Origin of the sequence: Bradyrhizobium sp. WSM1743, assembly GCF_000473065.1 — a bacterium.
Classification (GTDB): Bacteria; Pseudomonadota; Alphaproteobacteria; order Rhizobiales; family Xanthobacteraceae; genus Bradyrhizobium.
The window spans coordinates 1-17,683 of sequence record NZ_AXAZ01000026.1 but is presented as its reverse complement, the minus strand read 5'-3'; the positions used below and the strand labels follow the sequence as shown (position 1 = coordinate 17,683).

Annotated in this window: 18 protein-coding genes, 1 tRNA gene and 1 pseudogene; 16 read left to right on the top strand and 4 right to left on the bottom strand. The window is 64.1% G+C overall.

Annotated elements, in window-relative coordinates; all coding sequences use genetic code 11:
* The first annotated feature begins 9 nt into the window (after positions 1 to 9).
* The 14 genes from YU9_RS0117760 (at position 10) to YU9_RS0117695 (ending at position 12,664) form a co-directional block, all read left to right on the top strand.
* The gene (locus YU9_RS0117760) at positions 10 to 1,011 is read left to right on the top strand and encodes an NAD(P)-dependent oxidoreductase (protein ID WP_027574041.1); all 1,002 of its coding nucleotides are present in this window, start codon (positions 10 to 12) and stop codon (positions 1,009 to 1,011) included.
* A 5-nt stretch (positions 1,012 to 1,016) separates the two neighbouring features.
* Entirely contained in the window at positions 1,017 to 1,625 is a 609-nt protein-coding gene (locus tag YU9_RS0117755; protein WP_245266428.1) for a hypothetical protein, read from the top strand.
* Complete coding sequence (locus YU9_RS0117750; protein WP_027574039.1) at positions 1,625 to 2,662, top strand: aminoglycoside phosphotransferase family protein; 1,038 nt, start codon at positions 1,625 to 1,627, stop codon at positions 2,660 to 2,662. The genes YU9_RS0117755 and YU9_RS0117750 overlap by 1 nt, the downstream gene beginning before the upstream one ends.
* The gene (locus tag YU9_RS0117745) at positions 2,637 to 3,485 is read left to right on the top strand and encodes a transketolase (RefSeq protein ID WP_084298986.1); all 849 of its coding nucleotides are present in this window, start codon (positions 2,637 to 2,639) and stop codon (positions 3,483 to 3,485) included. Before YU9_RS0117750 ends, YU9_RS0117745 begins: the two co-directional genes overlap by 26 nt.
* A gap of 10 nt (positions 3,486 to 3,495) precedes the next feature.
* Positions 3,496 to 4,455 (top strand): transketolase family protein, encoded by a 960-nt coding sequence (locus YU9_RS0117740; protein ID WP_027574037.1) that lies wholly within the window; start codon positions 3,496 to 3,498, stop codon positions 4,453 to 4,455.
* Between the two features lie 8 nt (positions 4,456 to 4,463).
* Positions 4,464 to 5,570 carry a DegT/DnrJ/EryC1/StrS aminotransferase family protein gene (locus tag YU9_RS0117735; protein WP_027574036.1) on the top strand — a complete coding sequence of 369 codons (1,107 nt, stop codon included), beginning with the start codon at positions 4,464 to 4,466 and terminating at the stop codon, positions 5,568 to 5,570.
* Positions 5,560 to 6,678 carry a DegT/DnrJ/EryC1/StrS aminotransferase family protein gene (locus YU9_RS0117730; protein WP_027574035.1) on the top strand — a complete coding sequence of 373 codons (1,119 nt, stop codon included), beginning with the start codon at positions 5,560 to 5,562 and terminating at the stop codon, positions 6,676 to 6,678. The genes YU9_RS0117735 and YU9_RS0117730 overlap by 11 nt, the downstream gene beginning before the upstream one ends.
* Positions 6,675 to 7,481 (top strand): sporadic carbohydrate cluster 2OG-Fe(II) oxygenase, encoded by an 807-nt coding sequence (locus tag YU9_RS0117725; RefSeq protein WP_027574034.1) that lies wholly within the window; start codon positions 6,675 to 6,677, stop codon positions 7,479 to 7,481. Before YU9_RS0117730 ends, YU9_RS0117725 begins: the two co-directional genes overlap by 4 nt.
* Positions 7,474 to 7,866, top strand: coding sequence for an LIC12192 family sporadic carbohydrate cluster protein (locus tag YU9_RS0117720; protein WP_027574033.1), 393 nt, complete (start codon positions 7,474 to 7,476; stop codon positions 7,864 to 7,866). Before YU9_RS0117725 ends, YU9_RS0117720 begins: the two co-directional genes overlap by 8 nt.
* Positions 7,867 to 7,891: 25 nt before the next feature.
* Positions 7,892 to 8,557 (top strand): class I SAM-dependent methyltransferase, encoded by a 666-nt coding sequence (locus YU9_RS0117715; RefSeq protein ID WP_027574032.1) that lies wholly within the window; start codon positions 7,892 to 7,894, stop codon positions 8,555 to 8,557.
* The gene (locus tag YU9_RS0117710) at positions 8,535 to 9,113 is read left to right on the top strand and encodes a WbuC family cupin fold metalloprotein (protein ID WP_027574031.1); all 579 of its coding nucleotides are present in this window, start codon (positions 8,535 to 8,537) and stop codon (positions 9,111 to 9,113) included. The genes YU9_RS0117715 and YU9_RS0117710 overlap by 23 nt, the downstream gene beginning before the upstream one ends.
* 99 nt (positions 9,114 to 9,212) lie before the next feature.
* Positions 9,213 to 10,430, top strand: coding sequence for a class I SAM-dependent methyltransferase (locus YU9_RS0117705; RefSeq protein ID WP_027574030.1), 1,218 nt, complete (start codon positions 9,213 to 9,215; stop codon positions 10,428 to 10,430).
* Positions 10,423 to 11,616, top strand: coding sequence for a class I SAM-dependent methyltransferase (locus YU9_RS0117700; RefSeq protein ID WP_027574029.1), 1,194 nt, complete (start codon positions 10,423 to 10,425; stop codon positions 11,614 to 11,616). Before YU9_RS0117705 ends, YU9_RS0117700 begins: the two co-directional genes overlap by 8 nt.
* 13 nt (positions 11,617 to 11,629) lie before the next feature.
* Complete coding sequence (locus YU9_RS0117695) at positions 11,630 to 12,664, top strand: Gfo/Idh/MocA family protein (protein ID WP_027574028.1); 1,035 nt, start codon at positions 11,630 to 11,632, stop codon at positions 12,662 to 12,664.
* A 92-nt stretch (positions 12,665 to 12,756) separates the two neighbouring features.
* Here the strand turns inward: YU9_RS0117695 and YU9_RS0117690 are convergent.
* Positions 12,757 to 12,832 (bottom strand) — tRNA-Trp (locus tag YU9_RS0117690).
* A gap of 148 nt (positions 12,833 to 12,980) precedes the next feature.
* On the opposite strand from YU9_RS0117690, the gene YU9_RS0117685 reads away from it, so the two are divergent.
* Positions 12,981 to 14,216: a serine hydrolase gene (locus YU9_RS0117685; protein ID WP_027574027.1), complete on the top strand. Its 1,236-nt coding sequence runs from the start codon at positions 12,981 to 12,983 to the stop codon at positions 14,214 to 14,216.
* Between the two features lie 148 nt (positions 14,217 to 14,364).
* Here YU9_RS0117685 and YU9_RS0117680 read toward each other — a convergent pair whose 3' ends face one another.
* Together YU9_RS0117680 and YU9_RS0117675 are read right to left on the bottom strand one after the other, a co-directional pair.
* Positions 14,365 to 15,132 (bottom strand): SDR family NAD(P)-dependent oxidoreductase, encoded by a 768-nt coding sequence (locus tag YU9_RS0117680; RefSeq protein ID WP_027574026.1) that lies wholly within the window; start codon positions 15,130 to 15,132, stop codon positions 14,365 to 14,367.
* 131 nt (positions 15,133 to 15,263) lie between these two features.
* Complete coding sequence (locus tag YU9_RS0117675) at positions 15,264 to 15,962, bottom strand: histidine phosphatase family protein (RefSeq protein ID WP_027574025.1); 699 nt, start codon at positions 15,960 to 15,962, stop codon at positions 15,264 to 15,266.
* A gap of 133 nt (positions 15,963 to 16,095) precedes the next feature.
* Here YU9_RS0117675 and YU9_RS0117670 point away from each other — a divergent pair, with 133 nt between their 5' ends.
* Positions 16,096 to 16,881 carry an SDR family NAD(P)-dependent oxidoreductase gene (locus tag YU9_RS0117670; RefSeq protein WP_027574024.1) on the top strand — a complete coding sequence of 262 codons (786 nt, stop codon included), beginning with the start codon at positions 16,096 to 16,098 and terminating at the stop codon, positions 16,879 to 16,881.
* Between the two features lie 666 nt (positions 16,882 to 17,547).
* Here the strand turns inward: YU9_RS0117670 and YU9_RS47835 are convergent.
* Positions 17,548 to 17,683, bottom strand: a pseudogene (locus tag YU9_RS47835) (IS110 family transposase); the annotation flags it as partial.

Sequence of the window (17,683 nt, the reverse complement as noted above, 5' to 3'; positions counted from 1 at the left end):
AGAGCGACAGTGATTGGTCAGAAATGGAATGTGATGGTCACCGGTGGCGCCGGCTATGTCGGCAGCGTGCTGGTTCCTCAGTTGCTGGCGGCGGGCCACAAGGTCACCGTGCTCGACTTGTTCATGTATGGCGAGGACGTCTTCGACGCCGTCCGTGACAATCCCAACCTGCGCCTGATCAAGGGCGACATCCGCGATGAGGCCGCGGTCAACGAGGCCCTGCGCGGCAACAACGCGGTGATCCACCTCGCCTGCATCTCCAACGACCCCTCATTCGAATTGGATCCGGCGCTCGGCAAATCGATCAACTACGACTGCTTCCGGCCGATGGTGCGCGCCGCCAAGAAGGCCGGCATCAAGCGCTTCATCTATGCATCCTCCTCGAGCGTCTATGGCATCAAGGACGAGGCCGAGGTGACCGAGGAATTGTCCTGCGAGCCGCTCACGGACTACTCGAAATTCAAGGCGATGTGCGAGACCGATCTTGCCGACGAGGCCGCGTCCGGCTTCGTCACCTGCACGGTTCGTCCCGCCACCGTCTGCGGCTACGCACCGCGGCAGCGGCTCGACGTCGTCGTCAACATCCTGACCAATCTGGCGGTCAACACGGGCCGCATCCGTGTGTTCGGCGGAACGCAGAAGCGGCCCAACCTGCACATCGAGGACATGTCCGCGGCCTATCTGTTCCTGCTTCAGCAGGATGACGCGAAGATCGACGGCAAGACCTACAACATCGGCTACGAAAACCACTCGTTGATGAAGATCGCCGACATCGTCAAATCGGTGGTCGGAAGCAATGTCGACGTGGCCGTCGAGCCGACTGACGATCTCCGCTCCTACCACGTGTCCTCGGAGAAGATCCGCCGTGAGCTCGGATTTGCGCCGACGCACACGATCGAACAGGCCGTGTCGGGCCTCGTGAATGCCTTCAAGGCCGGCCGCCTGCCGAACTCGCTCATCGATCCCCGGTATTTCAACATCAAGATGATGCAGAACATCAGCCTGAAGTGAGCGGCATGCGGATCGGCATCGATTTCGACAATACGATCATCTGCTACGACAAGGTCTTTGCCGCAGCCGCGCGCCAGCGTGGGCTGGTGCCGGAGAGCTGGGACGGGCTGAAGACCGAGTTGCGGGATCTGTTGCGGTCCCGCGCCGGCGGTGAACTCGCCTGGCAGGGACTGCAAGGCTTCGTCTACGGCAAGGGCGTCTGCGGCGCCGAGATCTATCCCGGCGTCCGCGAGTTTCTGACAGCGTGCCGGAAGGCCGGCGCGAGCGTCTACATCGTCAGCCACAAGACCCGGTTCGGCCATCAGGATCCCGAGCGCGTCGACTTGCGAGAGGCTGCGCGCGGCTGGTTGAGGGGCGCAGGACTCATCGACGCCGCCGACGCGGCGCTGACGGTGGGCAACGTCTATTTCGAGGATACGCTGGCGGCCAAGGTCGAACGGCTCGCGAGACTTGAGCTCGATATCTTCATCGACGATCTCGTCGACGTCTTCGAGCAGCCGCTTTTTCCGAAGGCGACGCGATCAATCCTGTTCACGCAATCGCGGCCACCGCATCCGGCTCATTGCGAGCCGCTCGCGACCTGGGCGGATATTAGCCGCGGAGTGTTCGCATAATGAGCGAGCCCAAGCTGAGCACGCAGGAGGCGACGACGATCGGCAGCCGCCTGGCCGGCGCAGCGGTCGCGTCCGCCCAGCCGGCACGGTCCGGCGGCAACAACAGGGTGTTTCGGCTGGAGATGGCGCATCGCCCGCCCCTCGCTCTCAAGCACTATCCGTCCGACGGGCGCGATCGCCTCGGACAGGAATATGACGCGCTCACATTTCTGTCGCGCCACGGCATCACATCAACGCCGCGGCCGATCGCAAAGGATGCCGAAGCGTCCTGCGCGCTCTATCAATGGTTCGACGGTGACGCGGCAATCCTGCACCCCCAGGAGGACGATGCCGATCAACTGGCCGATTTCCTGATCGAGTTGCAGAAGCTGCGCGACGCCGATGATGCGCAGACCTTGCGGAACGCATCGGCGAGCATCTTTTCGCCCGAAGAAGCCATCGTCCAGTATGAGCAGCGCCTCGACGGACTGCGGCGCGCTTCGGATGATCATCCCGACCTGCGTGCGTTCATCGACGACAGCCTTGTTCCCAGCACAGCCGCCGCGATTCGGCGGCTGCGTCGGCGCTATGCGGAACTGGGGCGTGATCCCGCGGCGGATCTCTTGCCTGCGCATCGCGCATTGAGCCCGTCAGATTTCGGACTTCATAACGCGCTGCGCGGCGAAGACGGCCGGCTGCGCTTCATCGACTTCGAATATTTCGGCTGGGACGACCCGGTCAAGCTCGTGTCCGATACGGCGATTCACCCGGGCAGCGATCTGCCCGAGCCCAGCGCGAATCGGTTGATTGAACGAGTCTCGCGCGCGTTCGAGGCTGGGGATGACGCCTTTGCGATCCGCCTGGACGTCCTGTATCCTGTGTTCGGGGCGATTTGGTGCCTGATAGTCCTGAATGCGTATTTGCCGGAAAGCCGCTCCCGGCGCGCCATTGCAGTAGAAGATGGTGATCTGACGGTCCGCCTTGCCGGCCAGCTCGATAAAGCCCGCCGGCTTCACCAAGCGATTTGCCAACGTGATCCAGATCTCGCCCCACGCTGAAGCTGCCCTCACCTGCACGCTGGACGAGCGCAGTCTTTACTTGCGCCGCCTGGTGCTCGGTTCTGTCCGCTCCGCAGGACGCGGCCATGTCGGTCCTGCGCTGTCGCTGATCGAGATGGTTCGCGTGCTTTACGACGACGTGCTGCGGATCGATCCGACCAACCCGCGCGATCCGAATCGAGACCGCGCCATCCTCAGCAAGGGACACGGTTGTCTGGCGCTCTATGTACTGCTGGCCGATCGCGGCTTCTTCCCGCTGTCGGAGCTCGACGGCTTTTGCGGCCCCGACAGCATTTTGGGCGGGCATCCCGAATATGGCATGGTGCCTGGCGTCGAGGCCTCGACCGGCGCGCTCGGACACGGCCTGTCGATCGGCGTCGGCCTTGCCCTCGCCGCCCGCATGCGCGAACGCAGCTACCGGACCTTCGTCCTGCTCGGCGACGGCGAGATCAACGAGGGATCGGTGTGGGAAGCTGCGATGGGGGCGGCCAAGCACGGGCTCGACAACCTCGTCGCGATCATTGACTACAACAAGCTCCAGAGCTACGGGCCCACCGACTACGTGCTGCCGCTGGAGCCGCTTGCGGACAAGTGGCGCAGCTTCGGCTTCGCCGTGCAGGAGCTCAACGGCCACGACGTCGGCGCCCTGCGCACCGTGCTGAAGCAGGTCCCGGCCGTTCCGGGCAAGCCCACCGCGATCATCTGCCATACCGTCAAGGGTAAGGGTCTGCCGGCCGCAGAATCCAACGCCGATTGGCATCACAAGAACAAGCTGACCGACAGCGAGCTCGACGCCATTCGCGTTGCCGTCGGTGATTTTTGATCGGCTCCCCATGCGCAACACCGCGATGAACATGGTCCACAAGCTCGCCGCGCGCGACGAGCGGGTGCTTTACATCGGCTCCGATCCCGGCGCGGGCACCTTGCGTGCAATGAGCAAGGAGTTTCCCAAGCGCCATCTGATCGAGGGCATCTCGGAAGCGCATATCATCGGCATGTCGGCTGGTCTCGCGATGGAGGGCTTACTGCCCTACGTCAACACCATCGCGACCTTCCTCACGCGCCGCTGCTACGAGCAGGTGGCGGTCGATCTCTGCCTGCACAATCTGCCGGTGCGACTGATCGCCAATGGCGGCGGCCTCGTCTACGCGCCGCTCGGTCCCACCCATCAGGCGATCGAGGACATCGCGATCATGCGGGCGCTGCCGAACATGACGGTGATCTGCCCATGCGACGCCGACGAGGCAGCGCGCATGATGGAGCAGACGCTGGACTGGAAGGGTCCGATCTACATCCGGCTCGGCAAGGGCGGTGACGCCATCGTCTCCAAGGCCGAGCACGGCTTTGAGATCGGCAAGGCCATCCTGATGCGCCCGCAGGGCGACGTCCTCATGGTGACCACCGGCATCATGCTCCAGCGCGCGTTCGCGGCGGCCGACCTGCTGGCTGCGCAAGGCGTGCGCGCGGGCATCCTGCACATGCATACCGTGAAACCGCTCGACACCGCTGCGCTGTTACACGCGATCCGCGGCGTCAAGCTCGTGGCAACGCTGGAGGAGCACGTGCCTTCAGGTGGCCTCGGCAGTGCGATTGCCGAAGCTCTGATCGACAAGCTCGGTGCGGGCCTGCCGGCGATGCTGCGGCTGTCGCTGCCGGACCGCTTCATGCACAATTACGGCTCGCAGGATTCGCTGCTGAAGAAGCACGGCCTTTCCGCCGACGCCATTGCGACGTCGATCGAACATGCGCTTGCGGCATCGCGCACCTCCGCTCCTCAACTTCATCCCACCTGACGGGTCACATGTACGACGTTCGATACTCCTATCTGCTCGAGCAATTCTCCGACCCCGCCCCGATCCTGGCCGAGATCGGCCGGCTGGTTGCGACCGGTGACTTCACCCTTGGCAAGCCCGTTGCCGAATTCGAGAAGCGCTTTGCCGAGCTGATTGGCGTGCGTCACGCCATCGGCGTCGGATCGGGCACCGATGCGCTCAAGCTGCCGCTCAAGGCGCTCGGCATCGGCCACGGCGACGAGGTCATCACCGCCGCCAACACCTTCATCGCCACCGTCGGCGCGATCGCGGAGACGGGCGCGACGCCCGTGCTGGTCGACTGCGACGACTCCTTTTGCATGAACGTCGACTATGTCGAGGCCGCGATCACTGAGAAGACCAAGGCGATCATGCCGGTTCAGCTCACCGGCGAGGTCACCGACATGGGCAAGCTGATGGCGATCGCCCAGCGCCACAACATTCCGGTGGTCGAGGATGCCTGCCAGGGCATCCTGTCGGAGTTTGCCGGAAAACGCTCCGGCACCCACGGCATCGCGGCCGGCTTCTCCCTGCATCCGCTCAAGAACCTCAACGTCTGGGGCGATGCCGGCGTCGTCGTCACCAATGACGACGGCATGAATGAGAAGCTCCGGCTGATCCGCAACCACGGCATGAAGAACCGCGACGAGATCGCGATCCTCGGCTGCAATTCGCGGCTCGATTCCCTTCAAGCGGTGGTTGGCAACTGGCTGATCGGCCAGACCAGCGAGATCACGCGCCGCCGGATCGAGAATGCGGCCTATTACGATGCGGGTCTCGCCGGCCTGCCCGGCCTGCGCGTCCCGCCGCGCCGGCCCAACGTAAAGCACGTCTACCATCTCTACATGGTGTTCGCCGAGCGCCGTGACGAACTCTACAAATACTGCCTGGACAACGGCATCGAGGCCAAGATCCACTATCCGATCCCGCTGTATCAGCAGGAAGGCCTCAAGCATCTCGGTTACGCGCCGGGCACGTTCCCAGTGACAGACCGTCATGCCAAGGAAGTCATCAGCTTCCCCGTCGACCAGCATCTGACGCGCGCGCAGCAGGACCGCGTCATCGAGACCGTTCGGAAGTTCTGCCATGGACGCTGACACCGGCCGCCGGCGCATCGGTTACGTCAACCTTCCCGCGCAGTTCGAGGAAGAACGCGCCGAGCTCATGCAGGCGGTCGAGGGCGTATTCCAGCGCGGCGATTTCATCGGCGGGGCAGCGGTTGCCAAGCTCGAGGAGGAATTGTCCGCCTATCTCGGCTCGCCGCATGTCGTGACGCTGAATTCCGGCACCGACGCGCTGATCCTCGCCATGCGGGCACTCAACATCGGCCCCGGCGACGAGGTGATCACCCCGCCGAATTCGTTCATGGCATCGACCGCCGCGATCATCGCGGTCGGCGCCACACCGGTGTTTGCGGACGTGCTGCCGGACCAGAACATCGATCCGGCCGCGGTCGAGGCCGCCATCACCCCGCGCACCAAGGCCATCATGCCGGTGCATCTGACCGGGCGCATGGCCGACATGACCCCGCTGATGGCGATCGCCGCCAAGCACGCGCTCGCTGTGATCGAGGACAGCGCCCAGGCGATCGGCTCGACCTATGACGGCCGGATGAGCGGCACGATCGGAACGTTCGGCTGCTTCTCCGCCCATCCCTTGAAGAATCTCAACGCCGCCGGCGATGCCGGCTTCCTCGTCACCGCCGACGCCGAGCTCGCCGCCAGGATCCGCCGGCTCCGCAATCACGGCCTGATCAACCGCAGCGAAGTCCATGAATGGGGCATCGTGTCTCGGCTCGACACGCTGCAGGCCGAAGTGCTGCGCATTCGCCTGCGCCACCTACCGTCGGTGATCGAACGCCGGCGGCGCAACGCCGCGCAATACCGCGCCGAGCTCGCCGGCCTGCCTCTGTTCATCCCGCCCTGCCGGAACATCGAGTTCAACACCTTCCACACGTTCGTCGTGCAGACCGACCGTCGCAACGACTTCCAGAAATATCTTGCCGACAAGGGCATCGAGACCGCGATCCACTATCCGGTCCCGATCCACCTGCAGCCGGCAGCGGCGCATCTGGGCCATGGCCGCGGCGCGTTCCCGGTGACGGAACGGCAGGCAGACCAGATTCTCACGCTTCCCATCAACCAGTTCCTCTCGGCCTCCGACATCAGCTATATTTGCGCGACCGCCCGGGAGTATTTTGCATGACGGATACGGACTTCCTGCACGCCGATGAGCAGGCACTGGCGCAGCGCTTCATCGACGATGGCTTCGTCACCACGCCGGCTGACGATCGCGCCGGGCTCGATCGGATCCAGCGTCGTGCCGCCGAACTCGCGGCGGACTATCTGAAGCTGCCGCACAGCAACGATCCCTATGCGATGCTCGACACCATCCACACGCGGGTGAGTGTGGATGATCTCAACGCCCTGCGGCTGCACGTCTTCAACGGCCTCAACGCCGAGCCGTGGTTCCGGCCGACCTACTTCCGTCTGGCGCGCTCGACGATCGAGACCATCGTCGGCAACGAGCTCTGCATGCAGCGCCGCGTCAATCTCAGCATCCAGCTTCCCGGCGACAGCTCGTCACTGCTCGCCACCCATTCCGACGTGTGGTCGGGCGACTCGCCGTTCGAGGTCGTGGTGTGGGTGCCACTGGTCGACGTCCACCGCACCAAGTCGATGTATCTGCTGCCGCCGTCCGTGAACGGCGAGATGCAGGACCGCATGGCCAGCCTGCGCAGCGCCGAAGAGCTCTACAAGACGATCAAGCCGCACGCGACCTTCATCGAGATCCCCTACGGTCACGTGATGCTGTTCAACCAGACGCTGATGCACGGCAATCGCGTCAACGAGGAAGCCGGCACGCGCTGGAGCATGAACTGCCGCTTCAAGAGCATCATGTCGCCCTACGCGGACAAGCGCTTCGGCGAGTTCTTCGAGCCGATCCTGCTGCGCCCGGCGACCCGGGTCGGCATGCAATACAAGCTGCCGGGAGGCTTCCATGGCTGAACGAGCCGGCCATCGCGGCTATATCGGTGCCCGGCCGCTGAACGGCAGCCGCACCCCCCAGCACGTCCAGAACATCGTGATCCGCGACTATGCGCGGCGCAAGAACCTGCACTATTTGCTGAGCGCGGCCGAGCACACCATGCCCGGCAGCTACATGGTGCTCGAGGACATCCTGGACGAGCTGCCGCAGCTGCAGGGCCTGATTCTCTACAGCATCTTCATGCTGCCGCCCGACGAGGCACGGCGGCGGCAGATCTACGACCGCGTGCTGCGCGAGGGCTGCGACCTCCACGCAGCGGTCGAGGAGATCACGCTGGCGTCGCAGAAAGACATCCAGGCCGTCGAGGACATCCTGCTCGTCAACAAGTTCGCGACGATCCTGTGATGATGCTGCGGACCGGTTGGGCCCCATGACCGAGATCAACCTGCTCCAGCCGATGCATGCATCGACAAAGCGGAACTACGTCCAGCGCGTGGTCGAGCACGACAAGGCTGAATCCGCCACCGTCGCGCGGCAATGGGGACGCGACTACTGGGATGGCGACCGGCGCTACGGCTACGGCGGCTATCGCTACGACGGGCGCTGGCGTCCGCTGGCCCAGACGCTGATCGATCGCTACGGCATCAAGCCGGGGATGAGCGTGCTCGACGTCGGTTGCGGCAAGGGCTATTTGCTCTACGAGTTCACCCAGCTCGTCCCCGATCTCACAATCGCCGGCATCGACATCTCCGACTATGGCATCGCCAATGCCAAGGAAGAGCTGCGGCCACAGCTGAAGGTCGGCAGCGCCGTCGAGCTCCCCTATCCCGATCACAGTTTCGATCTCGTTGTGTCGCTCGGTGTGCTGCACAACCTTCCGCTCGAGGACGTCTTCCGCGCAGTGCCCGAGATCGAGCGGGTCGGACGCGGCACCTCGAAGTATCTGATGGTGGAATCCTTTCGCAACGAGCGCGAGAAGGCCAATCTGCTCTACTGGCAGCTCACCTGCCTGAGCTTCCACGGCCCGGAAACCTGGGCGTGGATCTATGACAAATGCGGCTATCGGGGCGACCATGGGTTCATCTTCTTCGAATGAGGCCACGGGCCAGCGCCGGCCGACGTCGCTGCGGGCGCAGAATCCGGAAGTCTATTATTCCGACGACGCCATCGTCACGGCGGACGACGCCACGATCGCGGAGCTGAAACGCATCGCCGCCGGCAACCCGCGCCTGCGCAGCCGGCTGTGTACGCACCCCGATCCCTCGTCCGGCCTGCACGAGATGCTGATCGTGCATCATCGCGAGGCCTATGTGCGGCCCCACAAGCACCTCGGCAAACCTGAATCGGTTCACGTGATCGAGGGCACCGCCCACGTCGTGATCTTCGAGGATGAGGGCCGTATTCGCGACGTGCTCGAGATGGCGCCCTACGGCCAGGGCAAGCGCTGCTATTACCGGATGCCGGAGAAGGTCTTTCACTCGATCCTGATCACCTCGGAATGGCTGGTGTTCCACGAAACCACTAGCGGTCCGTTCGATCCGGCTCGCACCGCGTTTCCCGATTGGGCGCCTGATGGCAGCGATGCGGCCGCGGTGCAGGACTACGTCACAAGGACCGGTGTGCTCGCGGCGAAGCATCTGACGGGACCGTAGATCGAGTGCTCTTGCTATTCAGATTGTCACGCTACGAATGTTCGAGGACAACCAACCGATGATGCCGATGTCGTTCTACTCTTGCAATGAGCCAAACCCGTGACCGACAATTGCCGCCTTTGCCATTCGACCAAGCTGCGTCCGGTCATCGATCTCGGAATGATGCCGATTGCGCATCGGCTTCGGCATAGCCGACACGAGCAGGAGGAACGCTATCCATTCAATGTGCTCGCCTGCGGCGATTGCGGTCTGCCTCAGATCGTCAAGCCGATCGATCCCGAGATTTTGTACCGCCAGTTCAACTACAATTTCAGCAGCTGGAAGCCGGAGCCGCATCAGGCGGACGAGCTCGACACCATCGCGAAATTCTCCAGGCATCAGTCCGTGTTCGAGATCGGATGCAACGATGGCCTGTTCATGGACAGGCTGCGCGAACGCGGCGCCAAGACCCTGGTGGGCGTGGAGCCCAACCCAGCCTCAGGCAAGATCGCCCGCGAGCGCGGCATCAAGGTCTATGCCGAGATGATCAGCCCGGCGCTGTGTCACGACGCGGTCGCGGAGGCCGGCAAGTTCGACCTCGTGGTCTCGCGCCAGGTGCTGGAGCACATCGTCGATTTCGAGAATTTCTTTGATTGCGTCAAGATCGCGCTCAGCGACCACGGGCTGCTGTTCATCGACGTGCCCGATTTCGTCCCCGGCTCGGCGGTGGGAGACCTCTCCGTGCTCTGGGAAGAGCATGTCAGCTATTTCACCGAACCGACCCTGCTCGCGCTCCTGGCACGGCACGGCTTCGAGGCGGTGTCGGTGAAGACATACAATTTCAGCGGCGGCAGCCTCGCGATCGCAGCGCGCCGTGCCGCAGACGTTGTGACGCCGCCACCCGCGCCATCCGGCGTTGGCGAGACATTCGGGCGACGCGCAAGGGAGTATGGCGCGCGTCTCCGGCCGATTCTGGCGAAGGCCCGCGCCGACGGCGCCGAGATTGCCATCTACGGCGCCGGCTGCCGCGCCTGCACCTTCACCAACGCGCACGAGCTGGCGGATCTCGTCGACCTCTCGGTCGACGACCAGAAGGAGCGTCAGGGGCTGTTCCTGCCCGGCACCGGCATTCCGATCCGTGCGCCCGAGGAACTCGCCGGCAAGTCGGGGCCGCTCGTCTGTCTGTTGGCCGTCAACCAGGAGAACGAGGCCAAGGTCAGCAGCCGGCTGCGCGAGAACGTGAAGCGTCCGCTGCAGATCGTCTCGATCTTCGCGCCATCCGACATCTGGAGCGAGCTCGATCGTCTCGAGGCGGCGCTAAGGTCGCAGCATGGCTGAGGACAAGCTCTTCAACTATTACGAACGTCAGGACGTCCTGCCGACGTTCGGGAATTTCAAATCGTCCACCGAGCTCGACGCCTATGCCAGCCAGCGCAGCGAGCTGTTTTCGGATAAGCTAGTGTTACCGCCCAGGCTGTTCCGCGATGCCGAGGTGCTCGAGTTCGGCCCCGACTCCGGCGAGAATGCGCTGGTGTTCGCCGGCTGGGGCGCGAACATGACGCTTGCCGAGCCGAACCGCCTCGCGCACCCGAAAATCGAGGCCTACTTCGCGCGTTTCGGCCTCGCCGCGCGTCTTCGCGAGCTCGCGCTAGCCGATGTCGAAGGCTTCCGCAGCGATCGCCGTTTCGCCCTCATCGATGCCGAAGGCTTCATCTACACCGTGCAGCCGAGCGCGACCTGGCTCGGCATCTTCCACCGCCTGCTCAATCCAGACGGTTACGCGGTCGTGTCCTATTACGAGCGCTACGGCGGCTTCTTCGAACTCGCGCTCAAGGCAATCCATTCGGCCGGCAAGGCATTGACCGGGGGCGCCGCGCTCGAAACGGCGAAACTGCTGTTCGAGTCGAAATGGAACAGCATCCCGCACACGCGCAGCTTCGAGTCCTGGCTGATGGACGTGCTGCAAAATCCGTTCGTCCGGCATCGCTATTTCCTGGACGCGACCGCGTTGTGCACGGCCGCGCACGCACAGGGATTCGATCTCCATTCGGCCTGGCCGGCCTACCGAGACAGCCTGGAAATCTACTGGCACAAGAGAGTCCTGTCCGGTGACGACAAGCTGCATCGAACGACACGCCATCTCGATCGCAGCCGCCTGAGCTTCCTCGGCGGACGAAAGCTCTATCTGGTCGGCAAGGCCGATGCCGTACAGGCGATCTCGGCATCGATCGCGGCGCTCGTTCGCGACATCGATGGAATGATCGACGATCCCTTCGGCGAAACCCTGCCGCGCGTCGTCGGTGGCCTCGCGGCCCTGCGAGAGACGATCCGCACCGCAGACATCCTTGCCGACGATGCTGTGGACATTGATGCCATGATCGCGACGCTCGACAGTTTCCATCGCATCTTTGCCGCGATCGGGCGGCGGGACGCGACCGCGCTCGCCGCCCTCACCCAATCGGATCCGGCATTCATCAATATGTGGGGACAGCCGGCGCATTTCCTCGTCATCAGCAAGCGGTGAGGGATCGGAGTCAGTGAGACCAGGCATTGGCATCATCGGAACGGGCATGGTCGGCCAGATGTGCCACCTCGCCAATTTCGCTGCCAATCCTGCCTGCCGCGTCGTCGCAATCGCCGATCTCCGGCCGGACCTCGCGGCCGCCGCCGCGCAGAAATTCGGCATCTCCCGAGTCTACGGCTCGCACCGGGAGCTGCTCGCGGATAGCGAAGTATCCGCCGTCGTGATCGTCACCAAGCGTCGTGCGACCGGTCCGATCGTGCTCGACGCGCTGAACAGCGGCCGGCACGTGCTGTCGGAAAAGCCGATGGCCTACACGACGGCTCAGGCCATGTCGCTGGTCGAAGCCGCGCGGCAGCACAATCTCGTCTACAGCATTGGCTATATGAAGCGTCACGATTCCGGCGTTGCGCGGGCGCTCCAGGCGCTGACCCGCTTGCGCCAGGACCGGTCGCTCGGACGGATCGTGCAGGCCAAGGGCTGGTGCTTCGGCGGCGACACGGGCCGCTCGCACGATAATTTCGTGATGACCGGCGAAGCGCGGCCGGACGGGCTCGAGCTCTGGCAGGATGCTCCCGACTGGATGCCGCGGGCGATGCGGCCGGGCTACGACACCTTCCTGAACGTCTTCAGCCATATCATCAATCTATCGCGCTACCTGCTCGGATCGTCGCCGACGGTCTCCGAAAGCGCGATCGAGGCTTCGGGTGCCGGGCGCCTTAGGCTCGATTTCGACGGCATCGCCTGCACGCTGGATCTCGTGAACGGGTCAGACGGTGCCTGGCGCGAGGGACTGACGATCGAGTTTGAGCGCGGCGCATTGACTTTGGAACTGCCTCCACCCTTTGCCGAGCAGGAGGCGGTTGTCATTGTCGATCGCGATGGTCAACGCCAGCAGCTGGCGAGTGCAGCGAGCTGGGCATTTCGGCGTCAGGTCGAAGCTTTCGTTTCTGATGTCGCCGCGCGCGGCACGCCGCTGGCCTCCGGCGCGGACTCAGTCACCGACATCGCGCTTGCGGAAGCCGTCTGGCAGCGGCGGGTGAGCGGTTAGGCTGAGCCGGGGATACGCCGGCGCGCGGCGATTCGCCCGCGGGACGCTTCGCCCTGTATCTGCCAGCACCTAGCTTAAGTATTTGATTTTACTGGCAGGAGTGGCAGGGCTCGAACCTGCGACCCCCGGTTTTGGAGACCGGTGCTCTACCAATTGAGCTACACTCCTACGAACCCGCGTCGCCGCGGATCAGGGGCGCTTTCAAGCACAGAGAGCGGCCGGTTTGCAAGGGTGAACCGCGCCGGCTTCGCTTGTTTGTGCCGGGGTTTCTGGGCCACAGTCCATTGGCCATAACGAAAAACAATCGGGAGTGCCCATGACCGTTACAGCGACCGCCACAGCCGCCCCACAGGCCACGATCGCGCTCCACACCCCGCCTTTGCCGGAAGCCCGCCCCGAGACGCTCGGGCTGTCGCGTCCCCGCCTCCAGGCCATGTCGGATGCCTTCAGCCGCGAGATCGACAAGGGAACCATTCCCGGGGTCACCGTGCTGGTGGCCCGGCGCGGCCAAATCGGCTGGTTCGAGGCGCTCGGCATGCAGAGCCCGGCGGGCGCGGCGCCGATGGCGCGGGATTCGATCTTCCGCATCTTCTCGATGACCAAGCCGATCGTCTCGGTCGGCATCATGGCGCTGATCGAGGACGGCTACCTCCTGCTCAGCGACGCGGTCGCTAAATTCATCCCGGAATTCGCGAGCCAGCGGGTTGGCGTCGTCAGGGACGGCCAGTTGGAGCTGGTGCCGCCGGCTCGGCCCATGACCGTGCAGGACCTGCTCCGCCACACCTCCGGCCTCACCTACGAGCATCAGGGCGACGGTCCCGTGCACAAGCTCTATCAGGAGTCCCGCGTCCGCAGCCGCAAGATCACCAATGCCGAGCACGCCGCGCTGGTAGCGAGCTTCCCGCTGGTCTGCCAGCCCGGCGCGGAGTTCAACTACAGCCGCTCCACCGATATCCTTGGCCGCATCATCGAAGTCGTCAGCGGCAAGTCCCTCGGCACGTTCCTCACCGAGCGCGTGCTCGCCCCGCTCCAGATGGCCGAGACCGGCTTCTCCACACCCGCGGCCAATGCCGGCCGCCTCGCCGAGCCATTCGCGACCGACCCCTGGACCGGCGACAAGGTCGCACTGTTCAACATGCTCGAGCAGCCGGTGATGGAGTCCGGCGGCGGCGGACTGGTCTCGACCACCATGGACTATGCCCGCTTCTGCCTGATGCTGCGCAATGGCGGCACACTCGACGGCAACAGGATCATCGGCCGCAAGACGCTGGAGCTGATGGCCTCCGATCACCTCGGGCCAGGCGTTGCGATCAACGGCACGCTGCTGTCGCCCGGCCACGGCTTCGGTCTCGGCTTTGCCGTGCGCCGCGAGGCCGGCATTGCGCCCTTCCCCGGCAGCGTCGGCCAGTATTTCTGGAGCGGCATTGCCGGCACGTTCTTCTGGATCGATCCGAAGGAGGATCTGTTCGCGGTGTTCATGAGCCAAGGGCCGGGACAACGCGACTACACGCGGACCCTGGTGCGGGATCTGGTTTACGCGGCTGTGGATTAGTCTCGTGCCCCGGACGCGACGCAGCGCGTAGCGGTGCGGCGCAGAGCCGGGACCCATGCCTCTGCACTCTCGCTCTCGGTCTTCTGGGTCCCGGCTCAGCAGTGCGGTACTGCGCACCGCACTGCGTCCGGGACACGAGAGCAACGCCTCAACTAATCGTCGCGCCGCCGTCGATCACCATGGTCTGGCCGGTCATGAAGTCGCCGGCCTTCGACCCCAGGAACACCGCCGCGCCCGCGATCTCGTCGGGGATGCCGATGCGCAAGAGCGGCGAGCGCGAGGTCGAGGCTTTCAGGTTCTCCGGATTGTCCCACAGCGCTTTCGCGAAATCGGTCTTGATCAGGCCGGGCGCGATGCAGTTCACACGGATATTGTGCTTGCCGTATTCGCAGGCGAGATTGCGCGCGAGCTGCATGTCGGCGGCTTTCGAGATTGCGTAGGCACCGAGGATGGTCGAGCCCTTGAGGCCGCCGATCGAGGACACGATGATGATCGAGCCGTCCTTGCGCTCGATCATCTGCGGCACCACCATCGAGATCAGCCAATTGTTGGCGACGATGTTGTTGTCGAGGATTTTCCTGAACTGATCGTCGGAGATACCGGCGAGCGGGCCGTAATACGGATTCGAGGCGGCATTGCAGACCAGCACGTCGATCTTGCCGAAGGCGCGGTTGCTCTCGTCGACAAGGTTCTGCAGATTTTCCTTCGAGGAAATGTTGGCGGCGATCGCGACCGCGGTGCCCTTGCCGAATCTGTCGTTGATGCCCTTCGCCACCTGATCGCAGACGTCGGCCTTACGCGAGGAGATCACCACCTTGGCGCCATGCTCGGCCATGCGCTCGGCGATCGCGAGCCCGATGCCCCGCGTCGAGCCGGTAATGACAGCGACTTTCCCCTTCATGTCGAACAAGGTCATGTTTCTCTCCCAGAGTGTTCTTTATCTTCAACGTCATTCCGGGTCGGTCCGTAGGACCGGACCCGGAATCTCGAGATTCTCAGGTGCTTAACTGCGCACCATAGTGCATCGCCCCGGAATGACAGCCTAACTTAGGCGAGCTTCTTGACCTCCGGTCCTGCCGGCTGGTGCATCGCCGCGTGGGCATCGTCTGCAATCCACGGCTGCTGGTTCACCATCGGCAACCGCCAGACCGTCCGCTCGGGGCTTGCGAAATGGTCGAGCCGCGTCACCGAGCAATTATCGATGTCGAACCACAGTGCCCGCTCCGGCTGACCGCCGAGCGCGAGACCCACCGCCGCCCTGATGGTGCCGCCATGCGCGACCGCGATGATATCCTCTCCGGCCGCCTCGACGTTGATCCGCTCGATGGTGCGGCGGGTGCGGTTGTAGAGATCCATGAAACTTTCGCCGCCGGGCGCGGGCTCGTTGATGTCGGCGAACCAACTGGTGCCGACGGGGCGGCTCGCGATGAATTCGGCGCGGTTCATGCCCTGCCAGCGGCCGAGATTCTGCTCGGCGAGATCCGCTTCCCATTTCATCGACACAGGCTTTGGGAAGCCGGCCGCCCAGATCGCCTCGGCGGTCTGGTGGGTGCGCATCAGATTGCTCGAATACCAGACCGCCTTGCGTGGCAGCACCTTGGCAACAGCATTGAATACATAGGTGTCGCTGGTATCGCAGGCGATGTCGGACTGGCCGTAGATGTTGCCGCCGTCACTGCGCACTGGCGCGTGCCGGACCCACCACCATCGCGTGATGACCACATTCGGCTTGTCTTCGGCTGCCATCGAAACCCTTCCATCCCGTGTGATGTCGCTGTACGTCAGTAACGAACGTGTCTCAAGACACTTTACCGTTTGAAATCTTGTTTGAAATTCCGTCGCGCGGCAAGCGTCGCGCGCGAACAAAAGGGAGAAACGCATGGGCCGCTTGCAAGGCAAATCCGTCATCATCACCGGCGCCGGCAGCGGCATCGGCCGCGCCGCGGCGCTGCTGTTCACCAGGGAAGGCGCCAAGCTGATCGCGGTCGATCGCACCGAGGCGGTGAAGGAGACGGTCGAGGAGGTGAAGAAGGCCGGCGGCATTGCGGAAGCCATGATCGCAGATGCCGGCTCCGAGGCCGACGTTATCGCAGTGATCGACAAGGCGGTGAAGACGCATGGCCGGCTCGACGTGATCTGGGCCAATGCCGGCATCTCTGGCGGGCTCGTGCCGCTCGCCGAGCAGACCGTAGAACACTGGCAGGAGATTTTGCGCGTCAATCTGATCGGACCGTTTCTCGCGGTGAAATACGCGATGCCGCATATGATCAAGCAGCAATCGGGCGCGATCGTGCTGACGGCCTCGGTCGCAGGCCTCAAGGCCGGCGCCAGCGGACATCCCTATGCCGCGAGCAAAGCCGGCGTGATCAGCCTGGTGCAGACCACCGCCTATTCGCTCACCGGCACCGGCGTGCGCATCAACGCGGTGTGCCCCGGCCTGATCGAAACCGGCATGACCAAGCCGATCTTCGACCGCGCCAAGGAGCGCGGCACCGCCGACAAAATCGGTCAGCTCAACCCACTCAAGCGGGCGGGACAGCCGCATGAGCTCGCAGCGATGGGACTGTTCCTGGCGAGCGACGAGGCGTCGTATGTCAACGGGCAAGCGTTCCCGGTGGATGGCGGCTTGACGGCGTCGATGCCATATACGGGCAAGCCGGTTTAGCGCGCATCCTCTCGTGTCCCGGCCGCGACGCAGCGCGCAAGCGGTGCAGCGCAGAGCCGGGATCCAGGAAGCCACCGCACTCGCTGCCAAATGGGCCCCGGCTCTGCAGCGCATCGCTGAAGTAGCGCTGCGCTGCGTCCGGGGCACGAGAGCGGACTTTGTCGCGCACATCTGTCGCCAGATCGTCATTGCGAGCGCAGCGAAGCAATCCAGAAATGCATCCGCGGAAAGACTCTGGATTGCTTCGCTGCGCTCGCAATGACGGAGCGTGTAGTGATGGCGAACGCCTCTCTCGTGTCCCGGACGCGCTGCAACGCTCTTGGCGTTGCGGCGCAGAGCCGGGGCCCAGCACGCCGCGGCACTCGCTGCTGCATGCCCCGGCTCTGCAGCGCATCGTCGAAAAGACGCTGCGCTGCGTCCGGGGCACGAGACCTTCGTTCAACGAAAAGCATGGCTAATCATCCTCGCGGCGGATCTCGTCCGAGCTTTGCTTCCGTCATCTCACCCTCAAATGAAAGAGCAACTGGGGTCGGAGTAGACCGGCGATCAGACGGGCTCAAGGCTGGTGCTGGCGCACCCCCGCCTTCGGCGGCTGACGGCCTTGACCCCGTCTGCACGCCGGTCTTTGGGCTTGGCATGCGCTCGGCCGAGGTCCGAGCGCGCTCGTCAGGTCATCCTGTATCTTTTCGGATCCCAGGTCTCGCCGCGAGCGATCATGGTGTTGAGGATGATGATCAGCTTACGCATGCAGGCGACGATCGCGACCTTTGGCGGCTTGCCCTTCGCAATCAGGCGTTCATAG

Excerpts from the sequence above, each read along its gene's own strand:
- YU9_RS0117670 (WP_027574024.1), top strand. The coding sequence starts at position 16,096 with ATGGGCCGCTTGCAAGGCAAATCCGTCATCATCACCGGCGCCGGCAGC.
- YU9_RS0117750 (WP_027574039.1), top strand. The coding sequence starts at position 1,625 with ATGAGCGAGCCCAAGCTGAGCACGCAGGAGGCGACGACGATCGGCAGC.
- YU9_RS0117710 (WP_027574031.1), top strand. The coding sequence starts at position 8,535 with ATGGGTTCATCTTCTTCGAATGAGGCCACGGGCCAGCGCCGGCCGACG.
- YU9_RS0117755 (WP_245266428.1), top strand. The coding sequence starts at position 1,017 with ATGCGGATCGGCATCGATTTCGACAATACGATCATCTGCTACGACAAG.
- YU9_RS0117680 (WP_027574026.1), bottom strand. The coding sequence starts at position 15,132 with ATGACCTTGTTCGACATGAAGGGGAAAGTCGCTGTCATTACCGGCTCG.
- YU9_RS0117730 (WP_027574035.1), top strand. The coding sequence starts at position 5,560 with ATGGACGCTGACACCGGCCGCCGGCGCATCGGTTACGTCAACCTTCCC.
- YU9_RS0117675 (WP_027574025.1), bottom strand. The coding sequence starts at position 15,962 with ATGGCAGCCGAAGACAAGCCGAATGTGGTCATCACGCGATGGTGGTGG.
- YU9_RS0117725 (WP_027574034.1), top strand. The coding sequence starts at position 6,675 with ATGACGGATACGGACTTCCTGCACGCCGATGAGCAGGCACTGGCGCAG.
- YU9_RS0117720 (WP_027574033.1), top strand. The coding sequence starts at position 7,474 with ATGGCTGAACGAGCCGGCCATCGCGGCTATATCGGTGCCCGGCCGCTG.
- YU9_RS0117735 (WP_027574036.1), top strand. The coding sequence starts at position 4,464 with ATGTACGACGTTCGATACTCCTATCTGCTCGAGCAATTCTCCGACCCC.
- YU9_RS0117715 (WP_027574032.1), top strand. The coding sequence starts at position 7,892 with ATGACCGAGATCAACCTGCTCCAGCCGATGCATGCATCGACAAAGCGG.
- YU9_RS0117685 (WP_027574027.1), top strand. The coding sequence starts at position 12,981 with ATGACCGTTACAGCGACCGCCACAGCCGCCCCACAGGCCACGATCGCG.
- YU9_RS0117740 (WP_027574037.1), top strand. The coding sequence starts at position 3,496 with ATGCGCAACACCGCGATGAACATGGTCCACAAGCTCGCCGCGCGCGAC.
- YU9_RS0117700 (WP_027574029.1), top strand. The coding sequence starts at position 10,423 with ATGGCTGAGGACAAGCTCTTCAACTATTACGAACGTCAGGACGTCCTG.